At 70.1% G+C, this 26563-nt stretch carries 26 protein-coding genes and 1 pseudogene; 17 read left to right on the top strand and 10 right to left on the bottom strand.

The genetic code is table 11. From position 1 onward, the window contains the following. A pseudogene (locus BM228_RS34725) lies at positions 1 to 348 on the top strand (hypothetical protein); the annotation flags it as partial. A gap of 111 nt (positions 349 to 459) precedes the next feature. Here BM228_RS34725 and BM228_RS18645 read toward each other — a convergent pair. After that, entirely contained in the window at positions 460 to 1341 is an 882-nt protein-coding gene (locus BM228_RS18645; RefSeq protein WP_092042952.1) for a LysR family transcriptional regulator, read from the bottom strand. A 248-nt stretch (positions 1342 to 1589) separates the two neighbouring features. Here BM228_RS18645 and BM228_RS18640 point away from each other — a divergent pair, with 248 nt between their 5' ends. The 4 genes from BM228_RS18640 to BM228_RS18625 all read left to right on the top strand — a co-directional run bounded on the left by BM228_RS18640 (position 1590) and on the right by BM228_RS18625 (position 6288). Continuing rightward, positions 1590 to 2726: an MFS transporter gene (locus BM228_RS18640; RefSeq protein ID WP_244537203.1), complete on the top strand. Its 1137-nt coding sequence runs from the start codon at positions 1590 to 1592 to the stop codon at positions 2724 to 2726. Positions 2727 to 2989: 263 nt separating this feature from the next. Continuing rightward, positions 2990 to 3469 carry a (2Fe-2S)-binding protein gene (locus BM228_RS18635; protein WP_092042949.1) on the top strand — a complete coding sequence of 160 codons (480 nt, stop codon included), beginning with the start codon at positions 2990 to 2992 and terminating at the stop codon, positions 3467 to 3469. After that, positions 3466 to 5817: a xanthine dehydrogenase family protein molybdopterin-binding subunit gene (locus BM228_RS18630; protein WP_092042948.1), complete on the top strand. Its 2352-nt coding sequence runs from the start codon at positions 3466 to 3468 to the stop codon at positions 5815 to 5817. The genes BM228_RS18635 and BM228_RS18630 overlap by 4 nt, the downstream gene beginning before the upstream one ends. Before the next feature lie 72 nt (positions 5818 to 5889). After that, on the top strand, positions 5890 to 6288 hold the full coding sequence (locus tag BM228_RS18625; protein WP_092042946.1) for a hypothetical protein: 399 nt from the start codon (positions 5890 to 5892) through the stop codon (positions 6286 to 6288). Positions 6289 to 6300: 12 nt separating this feature from the next. Here BM228_RS18625 and BM228_RS18620 read toward each other — a convergent pair whose 3' ends face one another. The 3 genes from BM228_RS18620 to BM228_RS18610 form a co-directional block, all read right to left on the bottom strand. Further along, the gene (locus tag BM228_RS18620) at positions 6301 to 7077 is read right to left on the bottom strand and encodes a DUF1194 domain-containing protein (protein ID WP_092042945.1); all 777 of its coding nucleotides are present in this window, start codon (positions 7075 to 7077) and stop codon (positions 6301 to 6303) included. 601 nt (positions 7078 to 7678) lie between these two features. Further along, positions 7679 to 7903: a hypothetical protein gene (locus tag BM228_RS18615; RefSeq protein ID WP_012320868.1), complete on the bottom strand. Its 225-nt coding sequence runs from the start codon at positions 7901 to 7903 to the stop codon at positions 7679 to 7681. A 219-nt stretch (positions 7904 to 8122) separates the two neighbouring features. Then, positions 8123 to 8833, bottom strand: a complete 711-nt coding sequence (locus BM228_RS18610; protein WP_092042944.1) for an SIR2 family NAD-dependent protein deacylase — start codon at positions 8831 to 8833, stop codon at positions 8123 to 8125. Between the two features lie 122 nt (positions 8834 to 8955). Between BM228_RS18610 and BM228_RS18605 the strand changes: the two genes are divergently transcribed. The 7 genes from BM228_RS18605 to BM228_RS18575 all read left to right on the top strand — a co-directional run bounded on the left by BM228_RS18605 (position 8956) and on the right by BM228_RS18575 (position 16564). Next, positions 8956 to 9516, top strand: a complete 561-nt coding sequence (locus tag BM228_RS18605; protein WP_092042943.1) for an isochorismatase family protein — start codon at positions 8956 to 8958, stop codon at positions 9514 to 9516. Continuing rightward, positions 9513 to 10517, top strand: a complete 1005-nt coding sequence (locus BM228_RS18600) for a GlxA family transcriptional regulator (RefSeq protein ID WP_092042941.1) — start codon at positions 9513 to 9515, stop codon at positions 10515 to 10517. Before BM228_RS18605 ends, BM228_RS18600 begins: the two co-directional genes overlap by 4 nt. 206 nt (positions 10518 to 10723) lie before the next feature. Then, complete coding sequence (hydA, locus tag BM228_RS18595) at positions 10724 to 12151, top strand: dihydropyrimidinase (protein WP_092042939.1); 1428 nt, start codon at positions 10724 to 10726, stop codon at positions 12149 to 12151. A gap of 46 nt (positions 12152 to 12197) precedes the next feature. Continuing rightward, entirely contained in the window at positions 12198 to 13205 is a 1008-nt protein-coding gene (locus tag BM228_RS18590) for an ABC transporter ATP-binding protein (RefSeq protein WP_092042938.1), read from the top strand. 16 nt (positions 13206 to 13221) lie between these two features. After that, entirely contained in the window at positions 13222 to 14484 is a 1263-nt protein-coding gene (locus BM228_RS18585; protein ID WP_092042936.1) for an ABC transporter substrate-binding protein, read from the top strand. Between the two features lie 250 nt (positions 14485 to 14734). Further along, positions 14735 to 15667 (top strand): ABC transporter permease, encoded by a 933-nt coding sequence (locus BM228_RS18580; RefSeq protein ID WP_092042935.1) that lies wholly within the window; start codon positions 14735 to 14737, stop codon positions 15665 to 15667. A gap of 3 nt (positions 15668 to 15670) precedes the next feature. Further along, entirely contained in the window at positions 15671 to 16564 is an 894-nt protein-coding gene (locus BM228_RS18575; RefSeq protein WP_092042933.1) for an ABC transporter permease, read from the top strand. A gap of 22 nt (positions 16565 to 16586) precedes the next feature. Here BM228_RS18575 and BM228_RS18570 read toward each other — a convergent pair whose 3' ends face one another. Together BM228_RS18570 and BM228_RS18565 are read right to left on the bottom strand one after the other, a co-directional pair. After that, positions 16587 to 16892 (bottom strand): type II toxin-antitoxin system RelE/ParE family toxin, encoded by a 306-nt coding sequence (locus BM228_RS18570; protein ID WP_092042931.1) that lies wholly within the window; start codon positions 16890 to 16892, stop codon positions 16587 to 16589. Continuing rightward, positions 16882 to 17157, bottom strand: a complete 276-nt coding sequence (locus BM228_RS18565) for a type II toxin-antitoxin system ParD family antitoxin (RefSeq protein ID WP_092042930.1) — start codon at positions 17155 to 17157, stop codon at positions 16882 to 16884. The genes BM228_RS18570 and BM228_RS18565 overlap by 11 nt, the downstream gene beginning before the upstream one ends. Before the next feature lie 558 nt (positions 17158 to 17715). On the opposite strand from BM228_RS18565, the gene BM228_RS18555 reads away from it, so the two are divergent. Beyond that, positions 17716 to 18402: a 50S ribosomal protein L25/general stress protein Ctc gene (locus BM228_RS18555; RefSeq protein ID WP_092042926.1), complete on the top strand. Its 687-nt coding sequence runs from the start codon at positions 17716 to 17718 to the stop codon at positions 18400 to 18402. A 194-nt stretch (positions 18403 to 18596) separates the two neighbouring features. On the opposite strand, the gene pdxH is transcribed toward BM228_RS18555, so the two are convergent. Next, positions 18597 to 19226, bottom strand: a complete 630-nt coding sequence (pdxH, locus tag BM228_RS18550) for a pyridoxamine 5'-phosphate oxidase (RefSeq protein WP_244537202.1) — start codon at positions 19224 to 19226, stop codon at positions 18597 to 18599. Between the two features lie 92 nt (positions 19227 to 19318). Between pdxH and BM228_RS18545 the strand changes: the two genes are divergently transcribed. Next, positions 19319 to 19807, top strand: coding sequence for an RT0821/Lpp0805 family surface protein (locus tag BM228_RS18545; RefSeq protein ID WP_425284964.1), 489 nt, complete (start codon positions 19319 to 19321; stop codon positions 19805 to 19807). Positions 19808 to 19855: 48 nt separating this feature from the next. Here BM228_RS18545 and BM228_RS18540 read toward each other — a convergent pair whose 3' ends face one another. Then, entirely contained in the window at positions 19856 to 20149 is a 294-nt protein-coding gene (locus BM228_RS18540) for a hypothetical protein (RefSeq protein WP_092042922.1), read from the bottom strand. Between the two features lie 396 nt (positions 20150 to 20545). Here BM228_RS18540 and BM228_RS18535 point away from each other — a divergent pair, with 396 nt between their 5' ends. Beyond that, the gene (locus BM228_RS18535; RefSeq protein ID WP_092042972.1) at positions 20546 to 22150 is read left to right on the top strand and encodes a glucosamine inositolphosphorylceramide transferase family protein; all 1605 of its coding nucleotides are present in this window, start codon (positions 20546 to 20548) and stop codon (positions 22148 to 22150) included. Positions 22151 to 22201: 51 nt separating this feature from the next. Here the strand turns inward: BM228_RS18535 and BM228_RS18530 are convergent, their stop codons facing one another. Together BM228_RS18530 and BM228_RS18525 are read right to left on the bottom strand one after the other, a co-directional pair. Further along, positions 22202 to 22588 carry an HVO_A0114 family putative DNA-binding protein gene (locus BM228_RS18530; protein WP_092042920.1) on the bottom strand — a complete coding sequence of 129 codons (387 nt, stop codon included), beginning with the start codon at positions 22586 to 22588 and terminating at the stop codon, positions 22202 to 22204. Further along, positions 22588 to 22881, bottom strand: a complete 294-nt coding sequence (locus tag BM228_RS18525) for a toxin-antitoxin system TumE family protein (protein ID WP_092042918.1) — start codon at positions 22879 to 22881, stop codon at positions 22588 to 22590. The genes BM228_RS18530 and BM228_RS18525 overlap by 1 nt, the downstream gene beginning before the upstream one ends. A gap of 252 nt (positions 22882 to 23133) precedes the next feature. Between BM228_RS18525 and BM228_RS18520 the strand changes: the two genes are divergently transcribed. Together BM228_RS18520 and BM228_RS18515 are read left to right on the top strand one after the other, a co-directional pair. Continuing rightward, positions 23134 to 25116 carry a monovalent cation:proton antiporter-2 (CPA2) family protein gene (locus BM228_RS18520; protein WP_092042917.1) on the top strand — a complete coding sequence of 661 codons (1983 nt, stop codon included), beginning with the start codon at positions 23134 to 23136 and terminating at the stop codon, positions 25114 to 25116. Positions 25117 to 25124: 8 nt separating this feature from the next. Next, positions 25125 to 26561 carry an MATE family efflux transporter gene (locus tag BM228_RS18515; protein ID WP_092042971.1) on the top strand — a complete coding sequence of 479 codons (1437 nt, stop codon included), beginning with the start codon at positions 25125 to 25127 and terminating at the stop codon, positions 26559 to 26561. The last annotated feature ends 2 nt before the right edge of the window (positions 26562 to 26563 follow it).

The raw sequence follows: 26563 nt of genomic DNA, 5'->3' as shown, positions 1-26563 counted from the left end.
GTGGCCCTGCTGGCCTACAACGTGCTGGCGCTGATCGAGCGCTGCGTGGAGCGGGCGCACACCTCCGCCGCGGGGGCGGCCCCCAAGGTGTCCTTGTATCACCTCGTCCTACAGATCCGCGGCGGCTACGAGGGGCTGCTGATCGCTCTGCCCCCTGAGCACTGGACGGCCTGCGGTGCGACCGACCCACCGGCCCTGGCCGCGCGCCTGCTGAGCTTGGCCCGCAGGATCGACCCCGGGCGCGTGACGGTCGGCAGGCGAAAACCCAAAGACCCCGCGGCAGAACCTAAGCGCGCCAGCAGAGGTCACGTCGCAACCGCAAGGATCCTCAACAGCCAAACACCTTAAAAGGGCTGGGCTCAGCCCTTTGGCGGGGGTTCGGGGGCGGAGCCCCTGCGTGATTGGCAGGGCTCTGCCCTGCACCCGCAACAGGACACGGACCTTTTGAAACCCTGATCGTCACGGCTGCGCGAACAGGTTCTCCGCCATGAAGTCCACGAAGACGCGGATCTTCGGCGCGAGTTGACGGCTCGACGGCCAGAGGATGCGGAAGGTGCCGCAGCGATGCACCGCGCTGTCCAGCACGCACATCAGCGTCCCGGCCTCGATCTGCGCGCGCACCGCGAAATCCGGCAGGCAGGCGATGCCGAGGCCGCGTTCGGCTAGGCAGACCAGCGGCTCGATGGTGCTGGAGATCGCCGCCGTGCGCAGCTCGATCGTCTCGCTCGCTCCCAGCAGCCAATCCTCCAGCCGGCCCGTCGTCGGGAAGCGATGGCGCAGGCACCGGTGCCCGGCGAGGTCGCCGAGCGAGGCCGGGATTCCGTGGGCGGCGAAATAGGCCGGGGCGCCGACCAGCTTGAGGGCGTAGCTGCCGAGTACCCGGGTCATCAGCCGGGAATCCCGGGCCTCGCCGGTGCGGATCACCGCATCGAACCCCTCGTCGATCACGTCGACCAGCCGGTCGGTGAAATCGAGGTCGAGCTCGATCTCCGGCCAGGTTTCCATGAAGGCCGAGAGGGTCGGCACCATCAGCCGGCCGACCATCGGCAGGCTGACCCGCAATTTTCCGCGGGGCGCATCCCGCGTTTGGGACAATTCCAGCTCGGCCTGCTCGATCTCGCAGACAATCTTGCGGCAGCGTTCGAGGAACTGGCCGCCTTCCGGGGTCAGCGTGACCACCCGGGTCGAGCGGTGGAACAGCCGCACGCCGAGCCGCGCCTCCAGGCGCGCGACCGCCTTGCCGACCGCCGAGGACGAGACGCCGAGCTGCTGGCCCGCCGCCGTGAAGCTGCGCGCCTCGGCGGCCTGCATGAAAGCGGTGAGGGTTCCGAGCCTGTCCATCGCCCGAGCCGATTGCGGACAGATCTGTCCGATATGTCGCGAATTGTAGCCCGATGATCGGCCTCGGCAACCGATCCTATCGTCCGGGCTCGAGTCGGTGACCGGCCTTCCGGCACTCTTGCCCGCGAAGGGCACCGCCTTGACCAAACAGGTGCACGATGACGGCGACCACGGAACCGCAATCCCTCTCTCAGCAATCCATTGCCGGCAGATCCGGCACTGCGGCCAGACCGGAGCGCTTTCCTCTGGTGGGACTGCTGGCGCTGGCCATGGCCGGGTTCATCACCGTCCTGACCGAGGCGCTGCCCGCCGGCCTGCTGCCGCAGATCGGCGCCGGGCTCGCGGTGCCGGAATCCCTGGCCGGGCAGCTGGTGACGATCTACGCGCTGGGTTCGCTGATCTCCGCCATCCCGTTGACGGCGGCGACCCAGGGCGTGCGCCGCCGGACGTTGCTCCTCGCCGCGATCCTCGGCTTCGTGGTGGCCAACACCGTCACGGCGATCTCGGCGAGCTACCCCCTGACGCTGGCGGCGCGCCTCATCGCCGGCGTCTCGGCCGGCCTGCTCTGGGCCCTGCTCGTCGGGTACGCGGCCCGCATGGTGCCCGAGCACCAGCAAGGCCGCGCCATCGCGGTCGCCATGGTCGGCATCCCTCTGGCGCTCTCGCTCGGCGTCCCCGCCGGCACCTTCCTGGGCACCGCGATCGGCTGGCGGGCCTGCTTCGGCGTGATGAGCGGGCTGACGCTGATCCTCGTCGCCTGGATCCTGCTCACCGTGCCCGACTTCCCCGGCCAGGCGGGCGGCCGGCGCCATGCCCTGCGCGACGTGTTCGCCCTGGCCGGCGTGCGCCCCGTGCTGTTCGTGACGCTGGCCTTCGTGCTGGCCCACAACATCCTCTACACCTACGTCGCGCCGTTCCTCGCCGCCGGCGGGATGGCTGAGCGGACGGATGCGGTCCTGCTCGTCTTCGGCGCCGCCTCGCTGGTCGGCCTCTGGATGGTCGGCGCCCTGATCGACCGGCATGCGCGGGCGCTGGCGCTGCTCAGCACGATCTTGTTCGGGCTCGCCACGCTGGTCTTCGGCCTCCGGGGCGACCCGGTGGCGATCTATGCCGCCGCGGCGATCTGGGGACTCGCCTATGGCGGCGTGCCGACCCTGTTCCAGGCGGCGCTGGCCAAGGCCTCCGGGGACGCGGCCGATCTCGCGCAGGCGATGCTGGTCACGGTCTGGAACGTGGCGATCGCGGGCGGCGGGATCGTCGGCGGCCTGCTGCTCGACAGGGTCGGCATCAATGCCTTCGCGCCCGTCCTGCTCGGCCTGCTGGTGCCGACCCTGATCGTCATCGGGGCGGCGCGGCAGCATGGCTTTCCGCACACCCGGCCCTGAAGAGGCCGTCGATCCAGAAATCGGCATGTGCGCCGCCACACGCGGCATGTACCAGGCGCAGATCTCCGGGACCATGCCGCAGGCGCTTTGCGTTGCGCACGACTGGAATCGTAGCTTAGAACTCTTCCCATTCTGAACCCAAGGGCCCGATCGTCAGGTTGTCGTCCATCAGCGGGGGCGTGGACGAGACGACGGGTCGGCGCCTCCGATGCGGCTCGGACCCGACTGAACGCCGTTCCGGCGTGGCCAGACAGGATACACCGATGATCAAACTCACCGTGAACGGGGCTGCGCGCAGCTTCGACGGCGACCCCGACATGCCTCTGCTGTGGTACCTGCGCGACGAGCTGGGCCTCACCGGCACCAAGTTCGGCTGCGGCGTGTCGCTGTGCGGCGCCTGCACGATCCATCTCGGCGGCGCGGCGACCCGGGCCTGCATCACCCCGATCTCGGCGGCCGCGGACCAGGAGGTCGTGACCATCGAGGGTCTGTCGCCCGACGGCAACCACCCGGTGCAAGTGGCCTGGCGCGATCTCAACGTCGCCCAGTGCGGCTACTGCCAGTGCGGCCAGATCATGCAGGCCGCAGCCCTGCTCAAGGACACGCCGAAGCCGTCCGAGCAGGACATCGACGACACGATGAGCGGCAACATCTGCCGCTGCGGCACCTATCCGCGCATCCGTGCGGCGATCCATCAGGCCGCCGGCCAGACGGCGCCCGCCGGCAAGGGAGAGCGCCTGTGATTCACGACGCACAGATGATGGCCGAACTGGCCAACGCCAAGCCGACCGCCGACACGACCACTCGGCCGGTGCTCGCCAATGTCAGCCGCCGCGGCATCCTCGGCGGCGCCGGCGCCCTGGTGCTGGCCCTGTCCCTGCGCGACGCCCGCGCCGACGAAGGCCAGACCGCCGAGCAGAAGGCGCAGAAATTCGGCGCCGACGGCATGCCGCATGGCTGGCGCGACGATCCGAAGATCTTCGTGTCCATTGCCCCGGACGGCACCGTCACGGTGACCAACCACCGCTCCGACATGGGCCAGGGCGTGCGCACCTCCGTGGCGCTCACCGTCGCCGACGAGCTTGAGGCCGACTGGCCGAAGGTGAAGGTGGTCCAGGCCTGGGGCGACGAGCAGCGCTTCGGCAACCAGGACACCGACGGCTCGCGCTCGCTGCGCCACTTCTTCCAGCATTTCCGCCATGCCGGCGCTGCCGCGCGGCTGATGCTGATCGAAGCCGCGGCCAAGCAATGGGGCGTGCCGGCCTCCGAGGTGACGGCTTCCAACCACACGCTGACCCACGCCAAGTCCAAGCGCAGCCTCGGCTACGGCGCCGTCGCGCAGGCGGCTTCCGAGCTGCCGGTTCCGACCCAGGTCACGCTGAAGAACCCGAAGGATTTCCGCTACATCGGCACCGGCAAGATCGGGCTGATCGACAACTTCGACATCACCACGGGCCGGGCCGTCTACGGCCTCGACACCAAGCTCGACGGGATGCTGTACGCGGTGGTCGCCCGTCCGGCGGTCTATGGCGGCAAGGTCAAGTCCTACGACGACACCGAGGCCAAGAAGGTCCCAGGCGTCGTGAAGATCTTCAAGATCGACGGCGGCGAGATCCCGAGCGAGTTCATGCCCTTGGGCGGCGTCGCGGTCGTCGCGAAGAACACCTGGGCGGCCCTGAAGGCGCGCGACGCCCTCAAGATCACCTGGGATGACGGCCCGAACGCCGGCTACGATACCGACGTGTTCCGCAAGGAGCTGGAGGCCGCCGCGCGCAAGCCCGGCAAGGTGGTGCGCAACCAGGGCGACGTCGACGGCGCGATGGCCAAGGCCAAGACCAAGGTCGAGGCCGAATACTTCGTGCCCCACCTGTCCCAGTCGCCGATGGAGCCCCCGGCCGCCGTGGCCCGGGTTAAGGACGGCTTCTGCGAGGCCTGGGCCTGCACGCAGGGTCCGCAGGCGGCGAACGATCGCCTGATGAAGGCGCTCAAGCTGCCCGACGACAAGGTCAAGGTGAACGTCACGCTGCTCGGCGGCGGCTTCGGGCGCAAGTCCAAGCCGGATTACGTGGTCGAGGCCGCCCTGTGCTCGCAGGCGGTGGACGGCGCGCCGGTCAAGCTCGCCTGGACCCGCGAGGACGACATCCACCACGGCTACTACCACACGATCTCGGTGGAGCACCTGGAAGCCGGCCTCGACGAGAAGGGCATGCCGGTGGCCTGGCTGCACCGCTCGGTGGCGCCGACGATCGGCTCGATCTTCGCGCCCGATCCGAAGCACGAGCTGCCGTTCGAGCTCGGCATGGGTCTGGTGAACACGCCGTTCAACCTGCCCAACGCCCGGATGGAGAACCCGGAAGCCGCCGCCCATGTCCGGATCGGCTGGTTCCGGTCGGTCTCGAACATCCCGCACGCCTTCGCGATCCAGTCCTTCGTGTCGGAACTGGCGCACGCCGCCGGCCGCGACCCGAAGGAGTACCTGCTGGACCTGATCGGCCCGGCCCGGAAGATCGACCCGACTTCGATCGGCGACGTCTGGAACCACGGCGAGGACCCGAAACTCTACCCGATCGATACCGGCCGCCTGCGCGGCGTGATCGAGGCCGCCGCCAAGGGCGCCGGCTGGGGACGTCAGATGCCGAAGGGCCGCGGCCTCGGGATCGCCGGCCACTACAGCTTCGTCACCTACACGGCGGTGGCCGCGGAGGTGGAGGTCGACGACAAGGGCCAGGTGAAGGTCCACGCCGTCGACATCGCGATCGATTGCGGGCCGCAGGTGAACCCGGAGCGCATCCGGTCCCAGATGGAAGGCGCTGTGGTCATGGGGATGGGGCTCGCCCTCACCTCCGAGATCACCTTCAAGCAGGGGCGCGCGGTACAGAACAACTTCGACGGCTACGAGATCATCCGGATCGACGCCGCCCCGAAGGTGGTCCGCGTGCACCTGGTGCCGACCGGCGCCTATGACGGCCCGCTCGGCGGCGTCGGCGAACCCGGCGTACCGCCGGTGGCCCCGGCCATCGCCAACGCGGTCTTCGCCGCCACCGGCCGGCGCGTGCGGCAATTGCCGATCCGCGACCAGCTCAGCGCCTGAACCGCGATCCCTCGCGGCGCGTTGGGGGACCGGGGACCTGATCCCCGGCCCCCCACATGAGAGTTCGACACGATGATGCGTCCCGCCGCCTTCACGGTTTCCATCACGGTGCCCCTGGCCCTGGTCCTGATGGCGGCCCCTGCCCTCGCCTCCCCCTGCTCCGACAAGATCGACGCCGTGTCGAAGCGCGTCACGTCGGAATCGACCGCGTCGATCTCGGCCTCGACCAGCGGCCAGGGCAACGCCGCCAAGCGCGGCGGCGAGGGCATGACCGGCACCGAGGGCCAGCGCGCGAACGAATCCCCCCAGGCGCCACCGGAGAAGTCGGCCCAGGCCGGCGAGGGTGCCGACGCCGCCCAGCAGGCCAAGGTCGCCCTCGACGAGGCGCGCACCGCCGATTCCAAGGGTGACGCTGCGGCTTGCGAGGCCGGCGTGGCCCGGGCCGAGAGCCAGCTGAAGAAGGCGCCCTGAGGCGTCGCCGGGCTACCGCCCCAAAGCGCTGATCTCGATCACGAATTTCCGGCGCAGCGCCCGGGAGAAATCGCCGTAGCCGGCGGCTGCCAGCAGGAACGCGCCCGGGCCGCCGAGGACGTGGGCGCGGTACCATTCCTCCAGGGTGGTCCGGTCCTGCGGCAGCGGCGTCGGGCGCAGGCCGTAGCCGGGAGCCCGGTAGGCGCCGGCGCCGACCACGTCGTTCTCCCCCGGCACCAGAATCGGCAGGCCGTTGATGGTCGCGCCGGTGGCAAGCAGCGCGGCGTGCTCGTCCGCCAGGGTGTCCGCATCGGTGCAATTGTCGATCCCGTCGCCGGAGACGTCAATCACCACGCGCTCGGCTGGGACCGGCAGGGCCGGCAGCACCCGGGCCGTGACCGTCCGGAACATCTGGCCGAGGCAGGTGAACTCCCCGGCCTGCCGGGGCGTGGCCCGCACCAGGGCGGCGGTGGCCGCGGCATCGGCCCGACTGGCGATCCGCCGCCAGCCTAAGGCGAGGTCGGCCTTGTCAGCCCAGGTGACCATCGCGAACAGGATGCCGCCCGGATTGCCGGTGATCGCGCCGACCACGGCCGGATCCTCCAGCGCCTCGGCGATCCCCTCCATCTGCAGGCGGAAGCGAGCGTCGTCGACGGATTGTGACACGTCGACGGAGACGACCAGCGCGGTGGCAACGCTCTCGGGCGCCGGCAAAGCCGGCCCCGAGCCGAGGCTCAGCGCGCCGACCAGACCCAGCACACGAAGCCGCCCCGAACCCGTCCGCGCCATCGACGTTCCCGGATCTCCCCGGCCGGAGGGCCGCCGCGGATCCGTTAGGGCATGCTTTCGGAGCTAGCGGAATCGGCCTTTCGGGGGGATGGGGGTGAATACGGTGCGGATACCGCGCGGGCGACGGGATGGATCGCGGGTCCGCTCTCCCATGCGGGCTACGATGTTCACACATCGGCTGGTGGAAGGCGCGACGCGCTCTCCTCCCCCTTGCGGGGAGGAGTTGGAGGTGGGGGTGGTGCAGACGGCACCAGGACGCGTGATCCTGCACCACCCCCACCCCTGACCCCTCCCCGCAAGGGGGAGGGGAAATGCGTCGTGTTTCAGAGGCTTGCGACAGAGCAATCTCGATCTGTGAATCCGCTAGCCCATGCGGGACAGGGGGCACGTCGCGCCTCCCGGAAGACGATGTGTGAAACATCCTAGCCCGCACGGGAGAGCGGACCCGCCCCTCACTCTGAGATGTGAGCATCCAAGTTCGATCGGGGATCGCCCGGCTCCGGCGGCGGCTTCGCTCATCTCGGAGGGGTCGATCCCCGGCCCCGGCGGCTCGGCGGCCGGGGGAAGTCGGGGCGGTCGGAAGCCGCCCCGCGCTACGGCCTCAGGCGGCCGCGGCGGCGAGGGCGTGGGGGTTGCCGTTCAGGCCGGCGCAGAGGTCGTCGATCTCGGCGAGATCCAGGGCCTCCCCGGCCCGGCCCGCGATGGTGTCGATCAGGTGGTCCTGGCGTGGGTCGAACGGATGACCCTGCATCCGGTAGAACTGGTAATAGCGCAAAGCCGCCAGGACGGTGTCACGCTCGCGGTCGGTTACGGTGAAGTGCTGCATGGGTGTTTATCTTCCCCTTGTGGCTTCAACGAACGCTCGGGCGGGCCGCGACGCCGAACCCGAGCTTGACCGTTGTAACCGGTGGGCAACGCCCCGAACAGTTCTTGACAGCTCGCGCGGATGTGATTCGCGTCATTTAAGATTCTGGTCCTGTCCCGGGGGACGGGCTCCCGAATCGAAATCGTTTACCCTTTCAACGTCTTGCGGCTGCCTGGCGGTTTAGAGTCCGAGATCGGCGAGAAACCGCGGCAGCGCCGTGCTGGCCGGCCCGTAGCGGGCGTCGTCGAAGGCCTCGGCGTTGTCCGAAGGCTCCAGGTTGATCTCGCAGGTGGGAATGTTGAGGGCCCGAGCCTGCCGGACATAGCCGGCCGCCGGATAGACCGCCCCCGAGGTTCCCACCGCCACGAACAGGTCGGCGGCGGCGAGCGCATCCTCGATCGTGTCGAGCTGCATCGGCATCTCGCCGAACCAGACCACGTCTGGCCGCATCCGGCCGACGGTGCCGCAGGCCGGGCAGGCAGAGGTCCGGTTCAGGTCGTCGCGCCAGGGCGTGACCGCCCCGCAGGCGGTGCAGCGGGCCTTGAGCAGCTCGCCGTGCATATGGACCACCGTGCGGGAGCCCGCCCGCTCGTGCAGGTCATCGACGTTCTGCGTGCACAGGAACAGGTGCCCGCCCCGCGCAGCGAGCCGCGTCTCGGCCCGGACCAGGGCGACATGCGCCGCGTTGGGCTCGGCCGCGACCACGCCGCGGCGGCGATGGTCGTAGAAATCGAGCACCGTGTCGGGATCGGCGGCGTAGGCTTCCGGGGTGGCGAGCCGCATCGGGTCGAACCGGGCCCAAATCCCGCCGCGGTCGCGGAACGTGCCGAGCCCGCTCTCGGCCGACACGCCCGCCCCGGTCAGCACGAAGATTTTTTTGGGGTCACCCATGCCGTACCCTCGTGTCGTCGGCTGAATGGCCGAAAATGTCCGCTGGTTGGCTGCGCGGTTTCTTTCGCGCATCTGGCGAGAGCGCGATCCTGCTGCTCGCTTCACCAAGCGGGAGACATGAAATGTCCGATGTTGCGCTGCTGGTCATCGATGTCCAGGAATCCTTCCGTCACCGGCCGTTCTGGAGCGAGGCCGATGTGCCGCTCTTTACCGACCGCCTTCAGGCGCTCATCGACGGCGCCGTCGCGCGCAAGATCCCGGTGCTGCAGGTGTTCCACGTCGCCGACACGGGTCCGTTCTCGGTGGAGTCCGGCCATGTCCGGACCCTGGAGCCCATCGTGATCGCGCCGAATGCCGTGTTCCACAAGCGCAAGCACAGCGCGCTGGTCGATACTGGGCTGTCTGGCTGGCTGACGCAGCACGGCATCCGCCGGCTGATCGTGTCCGGGATCCGGACCGAGCAGTGCTGCGAGACCACCACCCGCCACGCCTCCGACAGCGGCTGGCAGGTGGATTACGTCACCGAGGCGACGCTGACCTTCGCGATGACCCACCCTGACGGCCGCCGGTTCGAGGCGGACGACATCAAGGTCCGCACCGAGCTGGTGCTGGTGGACCGCTTCGCCCGCATCGCCACGGTGGAGCAGGCGCTGGCCGGCCGGGACCTGCCGGTCGCCGCATGAGCGAGGCGGCGCGGCGCATCCCGGTCCTGGTGGTCCTGCCGCCGCGCACCCTGCTGCTCGACCTCGCGGGGCCTATGGAGGTCCTGCGCATCGCCGGGGCGGCCCAGGAGCGGGTCGCCTTCGCGGTGCGCTACGTGGCGCCGGCCCCGCGCACCCGCTGCTCGATCGGGCTGGATCTCGGCGGCACCGAGCTACTGCCGGATTCGATCGCGCCGGGCACCGTGGTGCTTCTGCCCGGCTCGTCGTCCCAGGTGCTCGGCTACGAGCCGGACCCGGACGACACGGCGGTCGAAGCGCGGATCGTCGATTGGCTGCGCGGCGCGGTCCGGCCGGGGCACACCCTGGTCACGGTCTGCGAGGGCACGCTGCTGGCGGCCCGGGCCGGCCTGTTCGATGGCTATGCCTGCACCACCCATCACGCCAGCTGCGCCCGGCTCGCCGCCCTGGCGCCCCGGGCGCGGGTGCTGGAGAACCGGCTGTTCGTGCAGGACCGGGACCGGTTCAGCAGCGCCGGGGTGACCGCGGGCGTCGACCTGATGCTCCATCTCGTCGCCGAATGGGCCGGCCCGGCCGCGGCTTTGGCAGCGGCCCGGACCCTGGTGGTCTACATGCGCCGCGGCCCCGACGACCCGCAGCTCTCGCCCTGGCTCGAAGGCCGCAGCCACCTGCATCCGGTGGTGCATCGCGCCCAGGACGCGATCGCGGCCGAGCCGGCGCGCGCCTGGTCCCCCGAGATCCTCGGCCGCCTCGCCGGGGCGAGCCCGCGCAACCTCGCCCGGCTGTTCCGGGTCCATGCCGGGATGACGGTGACCGACGCGGTCAACCGCGCCCGGATCGCGCTGGCCCGGGACCTGATCACCCAGACCGACCTCGCCCTGGAGCAGGTCGCCGACCGCGCGGGCTTCGGCTCGGCCCGGCACATGCGGCGCGTCTGGCGCCTCTTCCACGCGGCCGCCCCTTCCAGCCTTCACGCCAAAGTCCCGGTTTCGAAAGGTCCGTGACCTTTCGCGGGTCCAGGGCAGAGCCCTGGGCGCCTCAAGGGCTCCACCCCTGAACCCCGCCAAAGGGCACGCCCTTTGGGAACCCATGATTTGCGCACTCTGGACCCCGCCGGATGGCTGTGCCCTCCTCGCGTCGTCCGAATCGGCGCGGACGATGCATCCGCCCGTCCCGACAGGCGCCTGCGGGCGCGGAGGAGTTGAGCGTCATGCCCGAATTCGACCTGGCGATCCGCGGCGGCACGGTGGTCACGGCGAGCGACACGGTGCGGGCGGATGTCGGCGTGCGCGGCGGGCGGATCGTGGCTGTGGCCGAGGGCATCGCCGACGCCGCCCGGGTGATCGACGCCTCCGGGCTGCTGGTCCTGCCGGGCGGCATCGACAGCCATGTCCACATCGCCCAGGATCCCGGCCCCGGCATTGTCATGGCCGACGATTTCGCCAGCGCCACCCAGGCGGCGGCGGCCGGCGGCAACACCTGCGTGATGCCGTTCGCGGTCCAGCCCCGGGGCGGGTCGCTCCGCGGCGCGGTCGATGCCTACCGCGCCAAGGCCGAGGGCCAGTGCCACGTCGACGTGGCGATCCACATGATCATCGCGGACCCGAGTGAGGCGGTGCTCGGCCAGGAGCTGCCGGCCCTGGTCACCGACGGCTACACCTCGTTCAAGGTGTTCATGACCTACGACGACCTGGTGCTGAACGACCGCCAGCTGCTCGACGTGTTCCACGTCGCCCGGCGGCAGGGCGCCCGGGTGATGGTCCACGCCGAGGGCTACGACGCGATCCGCTATCTCAGCGACCGCCTGGAGCGGGCCGGCGAGACCAAGCCCTACGGCCACGCCTTGTCCCGGCCCGAGGTGGTCGAGCGCGAGGCCGCGCACCGGGCGATCAGCCATGCCGAGCTGATTGACCTGCCGATCGTCATCGTCCACGTCTCCGGCCGCGAGGCCACCGAGCAGATCGCCTGGGCGCAGGCGCGCGGCCTGAAGATCCGCGCCGAGACCTGCCCGCAATACCTGACCCTGACAGCCGAGCACATGAAGGGGCTCGGCCTCGACGATCCGATGGCCGGGGCGAAATACGTCTGCTCGCCGCCGCCCCGGGACGAGGCCAGCCAGGAGGCGGTCTGGTCCGGCATCCGGCGGGGCATCTTCGACGTGGTCTCCTCGGACCACTCGCCGTTCCGCTACGACGACCCGCAGGGCAAGCTGAACCCGCGCGGCAAATCCTCGTTCCGCTGGATTCCGAACGGCATCCCGGGGGTCGAGACACGGCTGCCGGTGTTCTTCTCCGAAGGCGTTTCGAAGGGACGGATCAGCCTCAACCAGTTCGCCGCGCTCACCGCGACGAACCACGCGAAGCTCTACGGCCTGTATCCGCGCAAAGGCTCGATCGCCCCGGGCTTCGACGCCGATCTGACCCTGTGGGACCCGAACAAGCGCGAGACCATCCGCCAGGAAATCCTGCACCACGGCTCCGACTACACCCCCTGGGAGGGGTTTGCGGTCACCGGCTGGCCGGTGATGACCATCGCGGGCGGGCAGGTGATCGCCGAGGACGGCAAGGTCCTGTCCGAGCCGGGCCGCGGCCGGGTGCTCGACCGGGCGGTCGATCCGGCGGAGCGGCAGGGCGCATGACGCCCCCTGGCCCGGCCCTTGCTCCCCGGCGACGGGGGAGCCTCGCATGAATGTCGAGCTGATCGGCCTGACCAAGCGCTACGGCGCGGCGACCGCGGTCGATGCCATCGACCTGAAGGTGCCGTCCGGGGCCTATTGCTGCCTGCTCGGGCCCTCCGGCTGCGGCAAGACCACGACGCTGCGGATGATCGGCGGCCACGAGCGCGCCAGCGCCGGCGACGTGGTGATCGGCCCGAAGGCGGTGGGCGACGCGACACCCGCCGAGCGCGGCACCGCCATGATGTTCCAGAGCTACGCCCTGTTCCCCCATCTCGACGCGCGGGACAACGTCGCCTTCAGCCTGCGGATGCGCGGCGTCGGTAAGGCCGAGCGCCGGTCCAAGGCCATGGCGATGCTCGACCTCGTGCAGATGGGCCACCTGGCCGGGCGCCTGCCGGCCCAGCTCTCGGGCGGGCAGCAGCAGCGGGTGGCGCTCGCCCGGGCCCTCGTCACCGGCCCGAAGGTGCTGCTGCTGGACGAGCCGCTCTCGGCGCTCGACCCGTTCCTGCGGGTGCGGATGCGCGTCGAGCTGAAGCGGATCCAGACCGAGCTCGGGCTCACCTTCATCCACGTCACCCACAGCCAGGAGGAGGCGATGGCGCTCTCCGACCTCGTGGTGGTGATGAATGCCGGCCGGATCGAGCAGGCCGCCGACCCGCGCACCGTGTTCGAGCGGCCGGCCACCGCCTTCGTGGCGCGGTTCATCGGCGGCCACAACGTGATCCGCCTGCCCGACGGGATGATCGCCGTGCGGGCCGACCGGATGCGGCTCGGCGATGAGGCCGGCCCCGGCGCGCTCGCGGCCCGGGTGGTCGCGGTGGAGTACCAGGGCACCAGCGTCCATGTCGGCCTCGACGCCGACGGGCTGGAGCGGCCGCCCGAAGCCCTGGCCGAGAGCCCGGCCGCGCTCACCGCCGTGCTCAGCGATTCCGCCTTCGCGGCCCGCCCGCTCCGGTTGGGCGACACGATCCCGGTCGGCTGGGACGCGGCGGCCGCCCACCGCCTCGACGCGTAGACAGTTGGAGACGATGATGGACCTGTTCTCGAAGCCGAGCCGGCGCACGCTGCTGAAAGGGGCCGCGGCCCTGGCGACCACGCCGGTCACCGGCTTCCCGGCGGTGCACGCGGCCGAGCCCGTGACCCTGCGCTACCTCGGCACCGCGGTGAGCCAGTCCGCCGACATCGCCCGGAAGGTGAAGGAGGATCTCGGGATCACTCTCGAATACATTCCGGTGGTCACCGACGAGGTGACGAAGCGCGTGGTCACCCAGCCGAACTCGTTCGATCTGGTCGACACCGAGTATTTCAGCCTCAAGAAGATCATTCCGTCGGGCAACCTGAGCGGCCTGGACGCCAAGCGGATCAAGCTCGCCGATCAGATCACCAGCGTGTTCACCAAGGGCGAGGTGAACGGGAAGCGGATCGGCGACCAGGGCACGGCACCCCGGAAAGTGTTCTACCTCGAAGGCCAGACCGCCAAGACTTTCGCCTCCGCGCCGACCGAGTGGCTGACCCTGATCCCGACCACCTACAACGCCGACACGCTGGGCATCCGGCCCGACCTGATCAAGCGGCCGGTGGAGAGCTGGAAGGATCTGCTCAACCCCGAGTTCAAGGGCAAGGCGTCGATCCTGAACATCCCGTCCATCGGCATCATGGACGCTGCCATGGTGGTGGAGGCCACCGGCGACTACACCTACGGCGACAAGGGTAACATGACGAAGCCCGAGATCGACCGCACCATCAAGGTGCTGATCGAGGCCAAGCGCGCCGGCCAGTTCCGGGCCTTCTGGCAGGACTTCAACGAATCCGTGAACCTGATGGCCTCCGGCGAGACGGTGATCCAGTCCATGTGGTCGCCCGCCGTCACCAAGGTGCGCGCGCAGGGCGTGCCGTGCGTCTACCAGCCGCTCAAGGAGGGCTACCGCGCCTGGGCCCAGGGCTTCGGCGTCCCGAAGACGCTCTCCGGCCGGAAGCTCGACGCGGCCTACGAGTTCATCAACTGGTTCCTGTCCGGCTGGGCCGGGGCCTATCTCAACCGCCAGGGCTATTATTCCGCGGTGCTGGAGACCGCGAAGGCGCACATGCAGCCCTACGAATGGGCGTTCTGGATGGAGGGCAAGCCCGCCGAGAAGGACATCCTGGGCCCCGACGGCACCCTGATCGAGAAGGCCGGCGCCACCCGCGATGGCGGCTCCTTCGACCAGCGCATGGGCGCGGTCGCCTGCTGGAACGCCGTGATGGACGAGAACACCTACATGGTGCGCAAGTGGAACGAGTTCATCGCCGCGTGAGCGCCGTGCCTGGACGCGCTCTTTCCCCCTATCTCGGGCGTGCCCGAGATAGGGCTCCCTCCCCCCTCTGCGGGGGAGGGTGGCCCCTGCGTCAGCGGGGGGCGGGAGAGGGGAGCGCGGTGTCCGGAAGGAGCGTTTCGAACGCCGCTGCCCCGTCCTGCACCGGTGCTCCCCTCTCCCGACCCGCTTCGCGGGCCACCCTCCCCCGCAGAGGGGGGAGGGACACCGCCGCGCCGTCACAGGCCGTCCAGTGAACGACCTCGCCCTCCCCCGCACCGGCGAAGCCACCGCCGCGCCGATCGCGGCCGCCCCCCGGCCCCGACGCCGCAGCCTCGCCTATCTCCAGGCGGCGCCGCTGGCCCTGGTGTTCCTGGTCTTCCTGGGGGTGCCGCTGCTGCTCACCGCCGTGGTGTCGTTCTGGGAGTACAACGAGTACGCGATCACCCCGGCGCTGACCCTGCAAAACTACGCCGACCTGTTCGACGGCTGCCTTTCCGCCGACCTCTGCACCACGGTCCGCACCTATCTCTCGACCCTGAAATTCGTGGCCCTCACCCTGGCGATCACCCTGCCGCTGGGCTTTGCCATCGCCTACTTCCTGGCCTTCCACATCCGCTCGGACACGGTGCGGATGGGGCTGTTCCTGCTCTGCACGATCCCGTTCTGGACCTCGAACGTGATCCGCATGATCTCGTGGATTCCGCTGCTCGGCCGCAACGGCCTGGTCAACGACACGCTCCGCAGCCTGGGCCTGATCCGCGAGCCGATCGAGGGCCTGCTCTATTCCGACTTCTCGGTGGTGCTGGCCTTCGTGCACCTCGACACGGTGTTCATGATCGTGCCGATCTTCAACAGCCTGGCCCGGATCGACCGGTCGCTGATCGAGGCGGCGCGGGATTGCGGCGCCTCGGGGTTCCAGACCCTCTGGAACGTGGTGCTGCCGCTCGCCAAGCCCGGCATCGCCATCGGGTCGATCTTCGTGGTGACCCTGGTGATGGGCGACTTCGTCACGGTGGGCGTGATGGGCGGCCAGCAGATCGCCAGCGTCGGCAAGGTGATCCAGGTGCAGATGGCCTACCTGCAATTCCCTGCCGCCGCCGCCAACGCCGTGGTGCTGCTCGCGGCCGTGCTGCTGATGATCCTGGGGCTCACCCGGATGATCGACCTGCGCAGGGAGCTCTGAGGGATGGACCGGCCGCGCGGCTTCGCCTTCTACGGGCTCGCCGGGATTTTTTCCCTCTACGTCCTGTTCCTGTACGGGCCGACGCTGACGATCCTAGCCCTGAGCTTCCAGGGCCCGTCCGGCGGCCTGACCTTCCCGATGAACGGGGTCTCGATCCACTGGTTCGCCAAGCTGTGGGAGGGGGTCGGCGTCGTCGACATCTGGGCGGCGCTGCGGCGCTCGCTGATGCTCGGGCTCGTGGTGATGGCGCTCACCGTCACCCTCGCGTTCTATGCCGGCCTCGCCTTCCGCAAGGGGTTCTGGGGGGCCGGTCTGGTCTTCGCCCTGGCGGTGTCGAGCCTGATCGTGCCCTCGATCGTGGTCTCGCTCGGGATCGGGCTGGAATTCCGGCTCCTCGACGACGCGGTCAAGGCGCTGGCCGACGCCACCGGCTTAGGATTTCTGCAGGATCACGGCACCTTCATGGGCCTCTTCACGTCGGCGCTGGGGGCGCATCTCACCTGGACGCTGCCCTTTGGCCTGCTGATCATGTTCGCGGTGTTCAACCGGTTCAGCCCCGCCTACGAGGAGGCCGCCCGCGACCTCGGCGCCACGGGAGCGCAGACCCTGCGGCACGTGGTGGTGCCGATCCTGGCCCCGGCCCTGGTCGGCGTCGCCCTGTTCGGTTTCACCCTGTCCTTCGACGAGCTTGCCCGCACCAGCCAGGCGATCGGCGGCCGCAACACCCTGCCGCTGGAGCTCCAGGGCCTGACCACCACGGTGACGACGCCCGAGATCTACGCGCTGGGCACTACCACGACGGCGTTCTCCGCCCTGGTGATCGGCACGGCGCTCGGTTTGACCGTGTGGCTGCAACGGCGCCGGGCCCGGCGGGCGCTGGCGGGGCTGCGGCCGTGAAGGTCTTGGCCTCGGATCGGATCTATTGGGGGATGTCGTCGGCCGTCAGATCGCGGCCAGCGTAGAGCACCCGCAGGATTGTCACGGCCATGTCGGTCACGATGAGGGCCACCAGCACTCGGCGTTCCAGGGCCACGGTACGCAGCCCCGGCATGAGGTCGTCGCGCGGCCTGGTACGGTTGGGAAAAACGGCCAAGCTCCTGCAGAGCTGCTCGACCCGGTCGATATAATCTCCGGCGCGTTCCGGGCCGGACCGGCTCTCGATGTAGGCGTAGATCTCCAGGAGATCCGTACGGGCCAGCGGATGAAATTGGACGCTACGCGCCACGTTTGGCAGCTTTCATCCGATCAGCGTGGTGGGCGCGCAACTCGGCGAAGACCTCATCGGCGGGAATCGCCGGCCGGGGGTCGTCCAGCGCCTCCTGCACCTTCTGTCGAAGGACGGCATCCAGCGCCGCCTCTTCGCGGTCGAGCGCTCGCAGACCGGCCCGCAGCACCTCACTGACACTGGCATAACGACCGGATCTTATGCGGGCGTCGACACCCTCCTGCAATTCGCCGAGGGTTACGGTAACGGGCTTGCTCGCGCGCATCGACCAAGCTTCCTATGCGTTTTTGCTGAACACGCGTATGACTTTATCACACTTCGATGGGCTGATCAGGAGCCTGAGTCGATGCCATGGTCCTTGAAGGAGGCACTCGAACGACGGGACCGGGACCGAAACGAGTCCGGCGACCGCAGCCCTTCCGGCCTCCCCGCCGATCTCGTTCTGTGGGCTCCGGGTGAGATCGAGCAGCCGGTCAGCCTCGTGCGGGCGCTTGTGAGCTTCAGCCTGGACTTACGCGAAGCGCACGATGCGGTCGATCGATTGGCCTGCGGGGAGAGCGTCAGAGTCACTCTGAGCACGACGGCAGAGAGCGAATCGCTCCCATCCCTCCGGGCCTTCGGGGTGATGGCAAATGTCCTTGCGGGAGAGGCGACCGCGTAGCGCGGCCCCTCCCAAACATTGCCAATCCGCCCCCATCCGTGTATGCGCACGGCGCGCCCCCCGACACCCTTGGAGGCAGGGGCGCACCGGGAAGGTCACAGCCGTCCGCGTCGGGCGGCTTTTTCGTTTTCCGGGTCCCACCATCATGTGAAGGATCACGCCATGAGCGCAGTCAAGACGCTTGAGGCCGTGGCACGCGACCGGGTCGGCAAGGGGGCCGCCCGGGCCGTTCGTCGCCAGGGTCAAGTTCCCGCCGTCGTGTACGGAGGCGGCCAGCCGCCGCAATCCATCGCCATCGACCTCGTCCGCGCCCGCACCCTGATCTACGCCGGCGGCTTCAAGACCACGCTGTTCGAGATCAAGGCCGGCGGCAAGACCGTCCGGGCGATCCCGCGCGACTTCCAGCTCGACCCGGTCAGCGGCGTGCCGCTGCATGTCGACTTCCTGCGCGTCGTCTCCGGTCAGACCGTGACCGTCGAGGTGCCGGTGCACTTCATCAACGAGGACGCGGCCCCCGGCATCAAGAAGCTCGGCGGCACCCTCAACATCGTCGCCCACACCCTGACCCTCGACGTCGCCCCGGACCAGATCCCGGACGCGATCGAGGTCGACCTGACCGGCCGCCAGATCGGCGACGTGATCCACGTCTCCGACATCAAGATCCCGGCCGGCACGCATACCGGTGAGCCCCACGATCCGGTCGCCAACATCGTGCCGCCGACCGTGCTGGGCGCCGAGGTCGAGGCCGAGGAGGCCGCGATCGCCGAGGCGCAGTCGGCCGAGGCCGCCGAGGAGAAGGCCGAAGAGGCTTCCGAGGACGGCGAGAAGAAGGACGGCGAGGAGGCCTGAGCCTCATCGCACGTCACCGATCAAGCCTGAGAGCCCCGGCCCCGCCGGGGCTCTCTTCATTTCAGGGGTTCCCAAAGGGCTCAGCCCTTTGGCGGGGTTCGGGGGCGGAGCCCCTGATGTATCGGGCGAAGCCTGACAGCAGGGCTCTGCCCTGCACCCGCAAAAGGTCTCGACCTTTTGAAACCAGAACTGTCCTACGGATAGAGCCGCGCGCGGCTCCAGCCGTCGCCGGCCCGGGTGAAGCGGACCCGGTCGTGCAGGCGGTAATCGCCGTTCTGCCAGAATTCCAGCGTCAGCGGGGTGATGCGGAAGCCGGTCCAGTGCTCCGGCCGGGGGATCGGGCCGTCCTCGTAGCGGGCGGCGAGGTCCGCGACCTCGGCCATCAGCGTGGCGCGGTCGACGAGCGGGCGGGATTGCCGGCTGGCGATAGCGCCGAGGCGGCTCTCCCGGCGGCGGCTCTCGAAATAGGCGTCGGCCTCTTCCGGCGTCACCGGCGAGACCGGCCCCCGGGCGCGGATTTGCCGGCGCAGGCTCTTCCAGTGCAGCACCAGGGCGGCCTGCGGGTTCTGGGCCAGCTCCTCGCCCTTGGCCGACTGGATGTTGGTGTAGAACACGAAGCCCTTCGCGTCGAAGCCCTTCAGCAGGACCATGCGCACGTCGGGCAGCCCGTTCGCATCCGCGGTGGCCAAAGCCATCGCGTTCGGATCCTCCGGCTCGGCGGCCTCCGCGTCGCGCATCCAGGCGGAAAACAGCGCCACCGGATCGTCGCTGAGGGTGAAGTCCCCCGCCGGGGCCTTCGGGTCATCGGTCCTTAACTGATCCACGGCAAGACTCCTGCCTGCCGCGTCCAGGGCCTGAGGGGGCACCGACATCGGCATGTTCGGTCGAGCGGATAGCCCGTCGTGAGTCAGGTGTAATGCGGCGATGCGCGTGTAAAGAGCCAAGCCGACGGTTGCGCGTCCCTGTGGCGATGGCAGCCCTGTCGCTGGCGATGGCCCTGTGCAGCTGCAGCCAGCCGCTGCTCGTCTTCCGCGGCGAGCCCGCGGCAGCGCCCCCCGTGGCCGAGGAGCCCGTGGTCACCGGCAGCATCGAGAAGCGGCCGGCGAGTTTCGGCAGCGATCTCGGGGAAGAGGATTGGCGGCGCGCCCGCGCGGCGCTGGCGGTGGCCCTCGATCCGCAGGGCAACGGCCGTCCGGTGAAGTGGGACAACCCGGAAACCGGCCTGTACGGCGCGGTCAACCCGACCGGCCTGCCTTACGTCGCCGACGACCTGATCTGCCGCAATTTCCTGGCTTCGGTGATCGGGCCCGGCCGCAGCCGCTTCGTGCGCGGCACCGGCTGCAAGCCCTCCGGCGGCCATTGGACGCTCAAGCGGGTCCGGCCGGCCGGAAACGAACGGTCCTGACGAGGCCGCCGGCTCCCCCGACGCGGGACCCGGCGGACGCGAAGTCCCTCAGTACGGGTGACCGTAATACGGCCGCATGCGCAGGCGCGGCTGGGCGGCCGGCGGCGTGGCGGCGCGGGCCGCGGCTTCCGGATCGTAGGCGCGGATATAGGGGTCGAGGGCCGGATCCCGGTAATTGCCGTTGTTGACCCCGGCCGAGCGGTCGTTGCCGCTCAGCGCCGCGTAGGGCGAGAGACCGCTGCCGCTGTCACCACCGCCGCCACCGCCGCCACCCCAGGCGAAGGCCGCGCTCGGAAGGCCGATGAGCAGCAACGCGGCCAGCGGCATCATCTTGCGTGTCATGTCGTGTCTCCGCATCACATCTCACGGGCGAACCGCCAAGCCGATCGGGGAGTTCCCGGGGGAGGCCGGGATCGGCGCGCGGCATGATATCACGGCGCCGTAACGGTGGGTTATCGCGATGCGTGAAAAACAGATCACTCCGCTTCTCAACAGAATCCGATGCGAATTAACCGCCCAAAATGGTGAACCCTCGACCAGACTTGTTTGATCGTGCCACAGAGCGATAGCATTCGGGCACGTGATAACCGTCTCGATGGTTGTCTTCGGGCGTCGTCAGGGTTCGCGGTGAGCGTCGTTAAGGAATTCGCCCCGCCGCATATGAGAGCCTCGTCGGAAACGGGGTTCGTCGGCCTGCGGGACGAGGCCCCCGCACAACCCGACAGCATCGTGCACCTGATGGAGCGGTCGATCGGCGGCGCGGACCGCCCCGTGGCCGGGACCGGCCGCGGACCGGTCTGGCCGGAGCCCCGCAGGGTCGCGCCGCCGCCGGTGGCCCGGGAGATCACCGTGCGGCTCGACCGCCGGACCCTGCGCGGCTGGCATATCCGCCTCCTCGACCAGCTCGGCCAGCGGCCGGAGCGGCGCCTGCGGGTCGAATGGGTCGCCGGCGCGCACGGCCTGCCACCCAATGCCGAGCTGCTGTTCCGCCTGGAGGCGGCGATCCACGGCCTGCCCCGGCCGGGCCTCGCCACGGCGGCCGAGCCGGTGGCGCTCGCCGCCTACGGGACGGAGAGCGCGGCGGACGCGCCCGACCTCATCCTCGATCTCTCCGGCGCACACGCCGAAGCCGACACGGCGCGCCCGGTCTGGCGGCTCGATTTCGACGGGATGCCGGGGGAGGCCGGCCTGCTCGCCGCCCTGTTCGCCGGGCGCGCGCCGGTGGCGGCCGTGCGGGGCCTAGATGGCGTCCCGGTAGCGGTCGGGCGCCTCGGCGCCGAATCCCACACGGTGATGCTTGTCGCCTTCGAGGATTACCTCGCCCGGATCATCACGCTGATCACCGCCGCCCTCGACGGCGGCGCCTCGCCGCGCCTCCCGGACGGGTCCGAGGCGCCGCTGCAACCGGGATCGCGCTTCGACCTCGGCGGCCTCGGCGTCAGCCGGCGCGCCGTGAGCGGGCTGGCCCGGCAGATCGCCCGCCGGCTCTACGCGCTGTGCTTCCACAGCCCGCAATGGCGGGTCGGCTGGCGGCGGGTCGTCGGCCCCGACCTGATCGACCTGCGCCGCCATCCCGAGGGCGGCTGGACCGACCTGCCCGATGACGGGCGCCGCTTCTACGCCGACCCCTTCGCCATCGCGCATGGCGGGTCCGTGACCCTGTTCGTCGAGGAATTCGACTATCGCCGCGGCAAGGGCGTGATCTCGGCCCTCGGCTTCGACGAAACCGGGCCGCGCGGCCGGCCCGAGCCGGTGCTGGAGCTCGACACCCACCTCTCCTACCCGTTCGTGTTCGAGGCGGACGGCGCCGTCTGGATGATCCCGGAATCCCACGCCTCGGGCACGATCGACCTCTATCGGGCGACCGCCTTTCCGGGGGGCTGGGTGCACGAGGCGGTGCTGGTCGATCACGTGGTGGCAGGCGATGCCACGCTGCTGCGCCACGATGGGGGCTGGTGGATGTTCGCCACGGTCCGGGCCGGCGGGGGCAGCTATTCCGACACCCTCCACCTCTGGCACGCGCCGCATTTCCGCGGCCCCTGGACGCCGCACCCGCGCAACCCCGTCCTGATCGATGTCGGCTCGGCCCGGGCGGCCGGGCCGATCGTTGTCCGCGACGGCGCCCTGATCCGCCCCGTGCAGGATTGCCGCCGGGGCTACGGCGCGGCGCTCGGCCTCGCCCGGATCCTGCGGCTCGACGCGGAGGGCTACGAGCAGCGGGTCGAGACCCGCCTCGGCCCCGGGGCGGCCTGGCCCGGCTCGCGCCTGCACATGCTGAGCGCGGCCGGCGGCTTCGAGTTCATCGACGGCTCGCGCCGGGCTCGGTCGCGGCTGCTGGGGTGATCCGGCAAGCGCTGCGGGCGGCCGAAGGCGTGCCTCGGAAGCTTCGATGCGTCACGAGGCCCGGCGATCGCCGCTGTCCTCCGACGCGAAGCTGAGGGAGAGCCGGACTTCCCTCACGGCCGGCCAGAGCGTCATATCCTCCTGCCTGATCAAGCCTGCATCGATCAGGACCCGGACATCGTCGTGGACCCGGCGATAATCCCGATCCAGGGTCTTCGCCAGCGCACGGATCGACCGCGCACTGCCGGACTTGAACAACGCTTCCAGCAGAGCCACGCGCTGGTCCGAGATGACGTTCTTGAAAGTCTTGAGATCCTTGAAGATCAGGACGGGTTCCGCCGGTGTCAGATCGCCGGCTTCCGCCTGCTTCCAGCGCTCGATGAAGCGGTGACCCATATCCTCGGCCGAGCCGCCGATAACGACTTTGATGTGATCCATCACAATGCACCTCCGCGTAGGAGAGAGACTTCGGCCAGAAAGTCGGCCACGAGCCGTTCGACGGATACGAACGCGTAAGCCGTCTCATTGTTGAGGCGATGGACGTGATCGCCTTTTCCGGCTTCGTTGTCGTAGGCCAGGATCCGAAGACCGGGTCGTCCGTAGAACAGCGAATATTTGAATTCGTGCGTTGAGCCCCGTACCGGTTGCGGCACTTGCCATATGCGCATCTGGAGGATCGCGCCGTCCGGATAGACGAGTTTCTCATCGAAATAGGAGATCGCGACTGCCACGGCTCAATGGCTCGCCTCTTATATGCCATATCCGACATATGTCATCGATGCCATAGTCTCGAGCGCATCGGGGCGAGTGTCAATTCCCGTGTCACCCCCGCGGATATGAGACCGTCGGAGCATCGAATCTTCTCAGGCCCCGGCGCCCGCTTGTGCCGAACGGCACGCCCGCGCATCTCGCATCGCGGCGCGGCCCGCGCTAAGCCGGAGCCTGCGCCGACGAATCCGAAGATATCCACCGAGAAGATCTGCATGGCGAGCCCCGTCGAACATGCGAGCTTCCTGCCGCCGGTCCTGACCTTTCTGGCGGCGGCGGTGATCGGCGTGCCGGTGTTCCGGCTGATCGGCCAGAGCGCCGTGCTGGGCTACCTCGTGGCCGGGGTGCTGATCGGCCCGTCCGGCCTGTCGCTGATCGCTGAGCCCGACACCGCCGCGAGCGTCGCCGAGATCGGCGTGGTGCTGCTGCTGTTCATCGTCGGGCTGGAATTGCACCTGTCGCAGCTCGTCTCGATGCGGCGGGACATTTTCGGCCTCGGCGCGGCGCAGCTCGTCGCCTGCGCGCTGGTCCTGGGGGGCGTCGGGCTGGCCGCCGGCCTCAGCTTCGGGGCGGCCTCGGTGATCGGGATCGCGCTTGCCCTGTCGGCCACCGCGGTGGCCTTGCAGCTCCTGGAGGAGCGGGGCGATCTCGGCAGCGCCTACGGGGGCCGGGCCTTCGCGGTGCTGCTGTTCCAGGACCTGTCGGTGGTCGGCATCCTGGCGCTGATGCCGCTGCTGGCCTCGGCGGGCGACGAGACCGGCGGCCCCTGGCTCGGGACGGCGGCGATCTCCACCGGCAAGGCGGTGGCGGCGATCCTCACCGTGGTGCTGGTCGGCCGCTACGGCCTCAACCCGTTCTTCCGCCTGCTCGCGGCCAGCGGCGCCCGCGAGGTCATGACCGCGGCGGCGCTCCTGGTGGTGCTCGGCACCGCGCTGCTGATGGAGCAGGTCGGCCTGTCGATGGCGATGGGCGCGTTCCTGGCCGGCATCCTGCTCGCCGAATCGAACTTCCGCCACCAGCTCGAGGCCGAGATCGAGCCGTTCCGCGGCATGCTGCTCGGCCTGTTCTTCATGAGCGTCGGCATGTCGATCGACGGCGGCCTCGTGCGGGAGGTCTGGCCGGCTTTGTTCGGGGCGACGCTCGGGGCGATCCTGCTCAAGGTCGCGCTGGTCGCCGGCCTGTTCCGGCTGTTCGGCTCCGATACCCTCGGGGCCTTGCGCGGCGCGGCCGTGCTGGCGCCGGCGGGCGAGTTCGCCTTCGTGCTGCTGCCGCAGGCGGAGGAGCTCGGGCTCACCGGGCCCACGGCGACGCGCTTCGCGGTGGCGCTGGCGGCGCTCACCATGCTGATCGGGCCGATCGCCGCCAAGGGCCTCGACAAGCTGATCGAGCGCCGCACCGCCCGGGAGCAGGTCGACGTGTCGGAGCCCTCCGCGGAACTCGCCGAGAGCGGCGAGGCCCGGGTGCTGGTGATCGGCTTCGGCCGGTTCGGGCAGGTGCTGACCCAGGTGCTGCTGGCCGAGGGGATTCCGGTGACGGTGATCGACAAGGACGTGGAGCAGCTGCGCGCGGCCTCGCGCTTCGGCTTCCGGATCTATTACGGCGACGGCACCCGGCTCGACGTGCTTCGCGCCGCCGGGATCGGCCGGGTCGAGCTGGTCTGCATCTGCGTGGACGACCGCGCCGGGGCGCTCAAGATTGTCGACATCGTGCACGAGGAGTTCTCCAACGTCCGCACCTTCGTGCGCGCCTATGACCGCCTGCACGCCGTCGAGCTGATGAACCGGGACGTCGATTTCCAGATCCGCGAGACCGCGGAATCGGCCCTCGCCTTCGGGCGCGCGGCCCTGGAGGGGCTCGGCCTGTCGCCGGAGGTGGCCGCGGCCCGGGCCGACGACGTGCGCAAGCGCGACATCGCCCGTTTGGTGCTGCAGCAGGCGGGCGCCCTGCCGGAGGGTGCCGGCTGGATGCGCGGCGCTGCGGCGGGCCTGAAGCCTGAGCCGCTGACCGAGCCGGTCCGGCCGGCCCGCGCCTTGAGCACCGAGACCCGCGACCTGATCGGCAACGACCGGCGCGAGGCGGCCGAGCGGCTTCTGGACAAGCCCGCCCTCGCCCCGCAGGAGCCCGATGCGGCCGAGGCCGAGAGCGAGGTCGATCCGGAGCCCGAGCTGGAATCGGAAGGCACCGCCCGGGATGCGTGACCGCCCCGATGCCTGACACCCTGCCCCCGGCCCAGGCGGGCCGGTTCGTCACCGGCTCGATCCTCCGGCACGTGGTCGTGATGGCCGCCACCGGCTCGGTGGGGCTGATGGCGATCTTCGTGGTCGACCTGCTGTCGCTGTTCTACGTCTCGAAGCTCGGCGATCCGAAGCTCACCGCGGCGATCGGCTTCGCCGCGATCGTGCAGTTCTTCGCCACCGCAGTGAATATCGGCCTGATGATCGCGGCCGGCGCCCTGGTCGGGAAGGCCCTGGGCGCGGGCGACCGGGACAAGGCCCGGCGCCTGTCTAGCTCGGCGCTGGCGCTCGGGAGCCTCGCCGCCGCGCTCATCGCGCTGCTGATCTTCGTCCTGTCCGACCGGTTGCTGCGCCTGATCGGCGCCAGCGGCGAGACGCTGCGGGTGGCGCAGCTGTTCCTGGACATCACCCTGCCGTCGAACCTCCTGCTCGCCGCCGGCATGCTGTTCACCGGCCTGCTGCGCGCGGTCGGCGCGGCGCGGCAGGCCATGATGGTGACGCTGGCCGGCGCCATCGTCACCGCGTTCCTCGATCCGCTGCTGATCTTCGGCGCCGGCCTCGGCGTCGAAGGCGCGGCGATCGCGATCTGCGTGGCGCGGGCGACCTTCGTGGCGGTTGGCCTGCGCGGCGTGATGCAGCACGGGCTGCTGGCCCTGCCCCGGGTGGCCGATGTGGTCGCCGACGCGCCGATCCTGGCGGCGGTCGCCGGGCCGGCGGTGCTGACGAACCTCGCGCCCTCGGTGGCGAGCGCGTTCCTGGCGCGGCTCTTTGCTGGCTACGGGGCCGATGCGGTGGCCGCCGCCGCGGTGATCGACCGGCTGACGCCGGTAGCCTTCGGGGGGCTGTTCGCCCTGTCGGGGGCGATCGGCCCGATCCTGGCGCAGAACTGGGGCGCGGGTCGGTTCGACCGGATGCGCGGGGTCCTGCACGAAGCGGTCCGGGTGACCCTGGCCTATACGGTGCTGGTCTGGATCGTCCTGGCCCTCGCCCGCGAGCCCCTGGCCTCCCTGTTCGGGCTGCACGGGGTGGCGCGCGACCTGTTCGGCTTCTTCTGCCTTGCCGGCGGGGCGATCTGGTTCTTCAACGGGCTGCTGTTCCTCGGCAATGCCGCGTTCAACAATCTCGGCTTCCCGATCCGCTCGACCCTGCTGAACTGGGGCCGGGCGACGCTCGGCACCGTGCCGCCCGCGATGCTCGGCGCCGCCCTCTACGGGCCGCGCGGCGTGGTCGCCGGCATGGGCCTCGGCTCCCTGGTCTTCGGGATCGCCGGCCTCCTGCTCGCCCGCCGCACCGTCGACCGGCTGGAGGCGAAGGGCCGGCGCGTGCCGGAGCCGGAGGTCGCGCAGGCGGCGCCGCAGCGGGCGGTGCCCCTGCCCGTCGGCCAGCCCCATCCCGGGCCGGTGAGCTGAGG

It is taken from the genome of Methylobacterium pseudosasicola (assembly GCF_900114535.1).
GTDB classification, from domain to species: domain Bacteria; phylum Pseudomonadota; class Alphaproteobacteria; order Rhizobiales; family Beijerinckiaceae; genus Methylobacterium; species Methylobacterium pseudosasicola.
Note: the sequence above shows the minus strand (reverse complement) of the source record. Positions and strands in the feature narration are given on the sequence as shown.

Coding starts and splice junctions, on each gene's coding strand:
- BM228_RS18645 (WP_092042952.1), bottom strand. CDS start 1,341: ATGGACAGGCTCGGAACCCTCACCGCTTTCATGCAGGCCGCCGAGGCG.
- BM228_RS18635 (WP_092042949.1), top strand. CDS start 2,990: ATGATCAAACTCACCGTGAACGGGGCTGCGCGCAGCTTCGACGGCGAC.
- BM228_RS18625 (WP_092042946.1), top strand. CDS start 5,890: ATGATGCGTCCCGCCGCCTTCACGGTTTCCATCACGGTGCCCCTGGCC.
- BM228_RS18620 (WP_092042945.1), bottom strand. CDS start 7,077: ATGGCGCGGACGGGTTCGGGGCGGCTTCGTGTGCTGGGTCTGGTCGGC.
- BM228_RS18615 (WP_012320868.1), bottom strand. CDS start 7,903: ATGCAGCACTTCACCGTAACCGACCGCGAGCGTGACACCGTCCTGGCG.
- BM228_RS18610 (WP_092042944.1), bottom strand. CDS start 8,833: ATGGGTGACCCCAAAAAAATCTTCGTGCTGACCGGGGCGGGCGTGTCG.
- BM228_RS18605 (WP_092042943.1), top strand. CDS start 8,956: ATGTCCGATGTTGCGCTGCTGGTCATCGATGTCCAGGAATCCTTCCGT.
- BM228_RS18600 (WP_092042941.1), top strand. CDS start 9,513: ATGAGCGAGGCGGCGCGGCGCATCCCGGTCCTGGTGGTCCTGCCGCCG.
- hydA (WP_092042939.1), top strand. CDS start 10,724: ATGCCCGAATTCGACCTGGCGATCCGCGGCGGCACGGTGGTCACGGCG.
- BM228_RS18590 (WP_092042938.1), top strand. CDS start 12,198: ATGAATGTCGAGCTGATCGGCCTGACCAAGCGCTACGGCGCGGCGACC.
- BM228_RS18585 (WP_092042936.1), top strand. CDS start 13,222: ATGGACCTGTTCTCGAAGCCGAGCCGGCGCACGCTGCTGAAAGGGGCC.
- BM228_RS18575 (WP_092042933.1), top strand. CDS start 15,671: ATGGACCGGCCGCGCGGCTTCGCCTTCTACGGGCTCGCCGGGATTTTT.
- BM228_RS18565 (WP_092042930.1), bottom strand. CDS start 17,157: ATGCGCGCGAGCAAGCCCGTTACCGTAACCCTCGGCGAATTGCAGGAG.
- BM228_RS18555 (WP_092042926.1), top strand. CDS start 17,716: ATGAGCGCAGTCAAGACGCTTGAGGCCGTGGCACGCGACCGGGTCGGC.
- BM228_RS18545 (WP_425284964.1), top strand. CDS start 19,319: ATGCGGCGATGCGCGTGTAAAGAGCCAAGCCGACGGTTGCGCGTCCCT.
- BM228_RS18540 (WP_092042922.1), bottom strand. CDS start 20,149: ATGACACGCAAGATGATGCCGCTGGCCGCGTTGCTGCTCATCGGCCTT.
- BM228_RS18535 (WP_092042972.1), top strand. CDS start 20,546: ATGGAGCGGTCGATCGGCGGCGCGGACCGCCCCGTGGCCGGGACCGGC.
- BM228_RS18530 (WP_092042920.1), bottom strand. CDS start 22,588: ATGGATCACATCAAAGTCGTTATCGGCGGCTCGGCCGAGGATATGGGT.
- BM228_RS18520 (WP_092042917.1), top strand. CDS start 23,134: ATGGCGAGCCCCGTCGAACATGCGAGCTTCCTGCCGCCGGTCCTGACC.
- BM228_RS18515 (WP_092042971.1), top strand. CDS start 25,125: ATGCCTGACACCCTGCCCCCGGCCCAGGCGGGCCGGTTCGTCACCGGC.